Source organism: Alistipes sp. AF14-19 (assembly GCF_003461645.1).
Classification (GTDB): domain Bacteria; phylum Bacteroidota; class Bacteroidia; order Bacteroidales; family Rikenellaceae; genus Alistipes; species Alistipes shahii.
In genome coordinates this window covers 1-311 of sequence record NZ_QTXM01000054.1, presented here as the reverse complement: position 1 = coordinate 311, position 311 = coordinate 1, and the positions used below count along the sequence as shown (strand labels likewise).

Annotated in this window: 1 pseudogene; it reads left to right on the top strand. The window is 53.1% G+C overall.

What is annotated here, in order from left to right:
• A pseudogene (locus DWW03_RS16985) lies at nucleotides 1-311 on the top strand (site-specific integrase); the annotation flags it as partial.

Genomic DNA, 311 nt, shown 5'->3' with positions numbered 1-311 from the left:
GGGCCTGAGCCATGCGGACGTAGTGAAACTCACCCACGCGGACATCCATACGGACGATAACGGAGAGCGCTGGATTATCGACAGGCGCCAGAAAACAGGTACGCAGTTCCGGGTCAAACTGCTTCCCGCCGCTGAAATGCTCTACAAGCGTTATAAGGATACATATCGCACAAGCGAGAAGGTTTTTCCGCTTAAAGGCACTTATAAAACACTGAACATGCCGGATTGTCGTTCAATCCGACGATCCACATGGCGCGGCATACCTTCGCTACGACGGTTACGCTCACACAGGGTGTACCTCTGGAAACGGT